The organism is Deltaproteobacteria bacterium (assembly GCA_019308905.1).
Lineage (GTDB): Bacteria > Desulfobacterota > BSN033 > WVXP01 > WVXP01 > JAFDHF01.
Window position 1 is genome coordinate 1 of sequence record JAFDHF010000122.1, and the last position, 4,555, is coordinate 4,555.

Annotated in this window: 5 protein-coding genes and 1 riboswitch; all 5 genes read right to left on the reverse strand. The window is 50.2% G+C overall.

The window, feature by feature from the left end; all coding sequences use genetic code 11:
• Window positions 1–673 (reverse strand): AAA family ATPase (locus JRJ26_20205; GenBank protein ID MBW2059813.1); only part of this gene is annotated, 673 nt, incomplete at its 3' end.
• Window positions 674–855: 182 nt separating this feature from the next.
• Window positions 856–1,269 carry a hypothetical protein gene (locus JRJ26_20210; protein ID MBW2059814.1) on the reverse strand — a complete coding sequence of 138 codons (414 nt, stop codon included), beginning with the start codon at window positions 1,267–1,269 and terminating at the stop codon, window positions 856–858.
• 27 nt (window positions 1,270–1,296) lie between these two features.
• On the reverse strand, window positions 1,297–1,719 hold the full coding sequence (locus tag JRJ26_20215; GenBank protein ID MBW2059815.1) for a response regulator: 423 nt from the start codon (window positions 1,717–1,719) through the stop codon (window positions 1,297–1,299).
• A 346-nt stretch (window positions 1,720–2,065) separates the two neighbouring features.
• Complete coding sequence (locus tag JRJ26_20220) at window positions 2,066–2,665, reverse strand: response regulator (protein MBW2059816.1); 600 nt, start codon at window positions 2,663–2,665, stop codon at window positions 2,066–2,068.
• A 114-nt stretch (window positions 2,666–2,779) separates the two neighbouring features.
• Complete coding sequence (locus JRJ26_20225) at window positions 2,780–3,910, reverse strand: sigma 54-interacting transcriptional regulator (protein MBW2059817.1); 1,131 nt, start codon at window positions 3,908–3,910, stop codon at window positions 2,780–2,782.
• A 228-nt stretch (window positions 3,911–4,138) separates the two neighbouring features.
• Window positions 4,139–4,228: riboswitch (cyclic di-GMP riboswitch) on the reverse strand.
• Between the last annotated feature and the right edge of the window lie 327 nt (window positions 4,229–4,555).

Here is a 4,555-nt window from a genome sequence, read left to right on the forward strand (position 1 = left end):
ATTTGAAGATTTTTCGAATGGCGGCGTCGGTGAAGCAATCCGGATTTCTCGTCTGAGCGATCCTCAGCCTTGTCCGAATATATTCTTTGGTTTCACGGGCGTTCAACCGACACAAATGAAATCTGAGAGCGATACTCTGTTTTAGCCGTAAATCGGCTTTCTTAATAGTGGAGTTAACCCCAGGTTGACCAACCAGCAACACCTGAAGGAGTTTCTGGCCAGACACTTCCCAATTGGCTAACATTGTGATCTCTTCGAACAAGGCGGTACTGAGATTCTGAGCCTCATCAATTGCTAGCACCGAGCACTTACCTTGGAGGCGGGACTCAGAGAGGAAGCGACGCAGCCTCCTCCTGTAATCTGCTTCTGACCCGCTCTCTGCCTCAAGGCCCAACTCGTGGAGAAGATATTTGAAAAAACCTGTGACCGAGGGCATTGGGTTGAAAACGTAGACAATCTGGTAAGCCGCACCCAGCTTTTCCAACAGGGCTCTTATGATTGTCGTCTTACCCGTCCCGGCTTCTCCGGTCAGGATAACAAGGCCTTTTCTCTCCCTGATTCCATAGGTCAGGCGGTCTAAGGTTTCCCGGTTTTGTCCGCTAAGGTACAGAAACCTTGGGTCCGCCGTGTCGCGGAATGGTTCTTCGGTAAATCCAAAGAAAGATTCGTACATTGTCGGAAACCTTGTGGCGTATTGGCCGTCAGAATGAAAAGCGATCCGGTCAAGCGCCATCCTGATAGACTATACGGGGTAAACCCGTCCAGTACTTCTACATATGCACGGAAGGAGGTACTCCGTTATCTTTGTGTACTTCAAAAGTAGGAGTCAGGTAGGAGCCAACTCCTCACCCAATGCTATTCTGGTAACCAATCCCTCTTTATCAGTACGCCATCACAACTCCATGCAGGGTCACCCCGATGGACATAAAGAACCCAGCCTCCTGGTGCCCATTCAGTTGCATCGGCTCTCACCGAGTAGGACGAAAACTCGTTGGGAAACGTGGAATAGGTAAAATATTTCGTCTCTGATACATCTACCCCATGGTTTTTGAGGTCGTTATGATACGCACCGTAGTACTTGTTGTTCTTCATATAGTAAATGGCCTGAGATCGGATTATTTGAGGTAGCACATTGTAGATTTCAAAACACCTGGATTCTGTTGCGTATTCTGAAGAGACGATTGTCGCGAGAGTGGCCAGGACGGCTATGATATCCACCATGACAAGTAGCTCGACAAGGGTAAATCCTTCTTGAAGGTTCTTTTTCATATCGCGTCGGTCTCTTTTTCGTCTCTTTTAATTACCGCCTTTCAACGCCTTCCTAACAACTCTCAACAACGCTTTGGTACCAAAAGGCTTTGTAATGTATGCGAAAGCCCCTTCCCTAACGGCCTGCAGCCGATCCTTCTGTGTGGAATGCCCGGTAATCATGATGACTGGAAGGTCTTCTTTCCACTTGCGAATCCATCTCAAGAGCTCGTGGCCGTCCATTTTGGGCATTCTTATGTCCGTGATAACGAGATCAAAGTGGCGTCCGGCGACCACAAGATCTAAAGCCTCCCTTCCATTTGCCGCGCTCTCGACGTGGAAACCGGAGCGTTCGAGAATGAACTTGAGGATGTAGAGAAGCTCGGGCTGGTCGTCGACCAGAAGTATCCTGGTCTTCGATACAGGGGGTCTGGTTTTTCTATTGTTTTTGGTGCCCATCTCCTCCTCCAATTGTCAGAGGCTCTCTTGAGTCTCTGAAGTGCCATCCCCGAGTTGGAATTAAGCCATTTGTGTGCCAAACGGGAAAAAGCCAGAATTCGGTAAGGATTACAAAAGGTTGGGCGCAATGATCAGGCGGTGGGTAAGGTCTCTTTTACTTGTACCATTTGCTGTAAAAAGAGGATTTGATACGTCAAAGGCGTGGGCAAACTTTTTGCCCGAACCGGCAGATTCTCACAGGTGCCTTCCACCTATGGAATGCAGAAAAACTAGTCGATAGTCAGGGGGCTGACTTGGCCCCAGGAAAGGCTTCGAATATCAGGCCCAGCCGATCGACTCCTTGACACTCCTTGAAATTTCAGGCATCTGGGCGACGCGGCTGATAGGGCTCGTGGCCGGTTGCCCGGGTTTTGCCAGAGAATATCCCGTTGAGAGTGTTCATCAGGGATTTGAGTCTTATCGGTTTTGGAAGAACTCCCTCGATTTGCTCATCCTTGAGGACATCGACGAGCTTCCCATGGTACCCGGAAGTCACCAGTATGGGCAGTCGTGGATGTTCTTGACGGATGACATTGATCACTATTAGTCCGCCGACCTCTGGCATGATCATATCTACGATCGCAAGGTCAAATCCCTCACGGCGAAGCAGGTGGATCCCCTCGAGACTATTAGAGGTAGTCCTGACAGCGTAACGGAGGTAGCGCAACTGAGCAGAAATACTCTCCAAGAAAGCTTCGTGGTCGTCAATGACAAGGATTCTCTTCTTGAGTTCACCCGCGGAAGCCCTTCGGGTGCCGGGGTAGCCCGGATGGCGTCTCCTTGGGTTCCTGGCGGGATGAGGACTTTTTGGAGCCTCCTGGGCACAGGCTTGTTCCTCGGCTGCGGCCTTGGCCCGCTTCACAGGGCCTCTGCGCGTGGACTGGGTACTGGGAGGGAGAAAAAAACCTCTCGGAGCCATCTGTATTTTTGCTCTCTTGAAATGGATGTTACCGCTGTGCCTTGCAGGCTTATTAGCAAAAGCCATACCAGGCTTGGGCACCCTTACCTCAGGCCGGCGTAGCGGTTCGTCTCTTCAAGATGAAGCGGGGTTGGGCCGTTTGTCTGCGGCTTCTTTAAGCCGGAATTCTGTCTTCAGGCCGAATTTCTTTAAACGATAGACCAGAGTGGGCCTTGAAATTCCCAAGAGTCTGGCGGCCTTAGTCTTATTGCCTCCGGACTTCTCCATGGCCTGGCGAATAAGGTTCTTGTTTACGGCTTCAAGGTCTATCCCCTCATCTGGTAACTCGCCAGGAAACCCACAGGATTCTTGCTTGAGAGGCCCTGATACCCGACCTTCCGGTAGGAAGAGATGCTTGGTCTCCAAGACCTCAGCGTTTTGGGTTAAGAGGGCGCGTTCGACAACGTTTCGAAGCTGTCTGACATTGCCTTTCCACGGATAAGAGATCAATATTTCTTTAGCTTCGTCAGAAATGGCGTGAAACCGCCTTCCAAACTTTTGATTGAACTTGCTCATATAGAACGTCGCAATAGGGATGATATCCTCCCTCCTTTCCCTGAGAGGAGGAATCCTTATCCTGGCAACGTTCAGGCGATAGTACAGGTCCTCTCGAAATTGCCCTGCATTTACAGCCTCCTCGAGGCTCCTGTTCGAAGCCGCAACAATCCTGACGTTCACCGCAATTGGTCGAGTTCCTCCAACACGATAAAACTCTTTCTTCTCGATTACCCTTAACAGCTTTGTCTGGGCCTCCAAGGGCATCTCGCTGATTTCGTCGAGCAGTATGGTTCCTCCATGGGCGATTTCAAACTTACCTTTTTTCCCGTGGTGCAGACCTCCGGTAAAGCTTCCTTTTTCATATCCGAAAAGCTCACTTTCTACGAGGCTGCTCGGGATAGCTCCAGAATTTAGGACGATAAAGGGACCGTTGGCGCGTGAACTCATCGAATGGATAGCCTGCGCTATCAACTCCTTACCAGTTCCGGTCTCGCCTTCGATCAACACAGTGATGTCTGAAACTCTGGCGATCTGCTTGACCAGTTGCAAGATCTGTTTCATCTTTTTGTTTTCGGTGATGAATCCTTGTCGGATGAATGGTTCGACGCCCTGAAAGGAGGGAACTCCTCGTTCTTGCTCAAAAGAACCCGGAGCAATTGCCTCAATTCTGTTGACATCTGAATCTTTACCTGATCCCTGGTTATTCAAAAAATCCTCCCCCGTTAGACAACGGCTACCGAGAATATTTCGCTCGTGCCGGAAGCTCACTGTGAGTCCAAGTTACGCCTCGGTCAGGCTATGCCCTGGGCATCCAGCCGTTCTGTCCCGCTTGCTCCATGCCACCAGGCGAATGCTCGGTTCCCCCCCCCTTTCCGGTTCTTAAGAAATACGAAACTCATCCGAAAGGACGGGTCAAGTTAAACCTTAACCCTTTTGCCCGGCAGCCCCGCTGCTTTTGTATTTGGGATGACTCTAGGCCGGTGGCTTTGCGTCCTGCCCTTTCGGAGCAGTTTGCCTTTCTCGGAGACAGGAAAATAGGCTTGGCGTCTACCCTGCCGTGGTGTACTAAGCAATTCTCATGCCAACCGGATAGCACCATGCAGGTGGCTGAATGCATGGAGATTCCGGATCATCACTTTGATATGCGGGTTGTCTGCTGTGATATTTTTTGCATATAGTGTGAAGAAAGATTATGCTAATGTGAAAAGAATTAGCACCAGCCCAGGGGTGGGCGTCGACCTCTTGTCAATAGGTGTGTAAATTCGAATCAGGCAGCGAGCCTTCTTTCATGGGCAATTGTCAGCCTTTCGCCGTCCTTGAATTCAACGCCCTTATAGACTTCAGGTAGAAGGT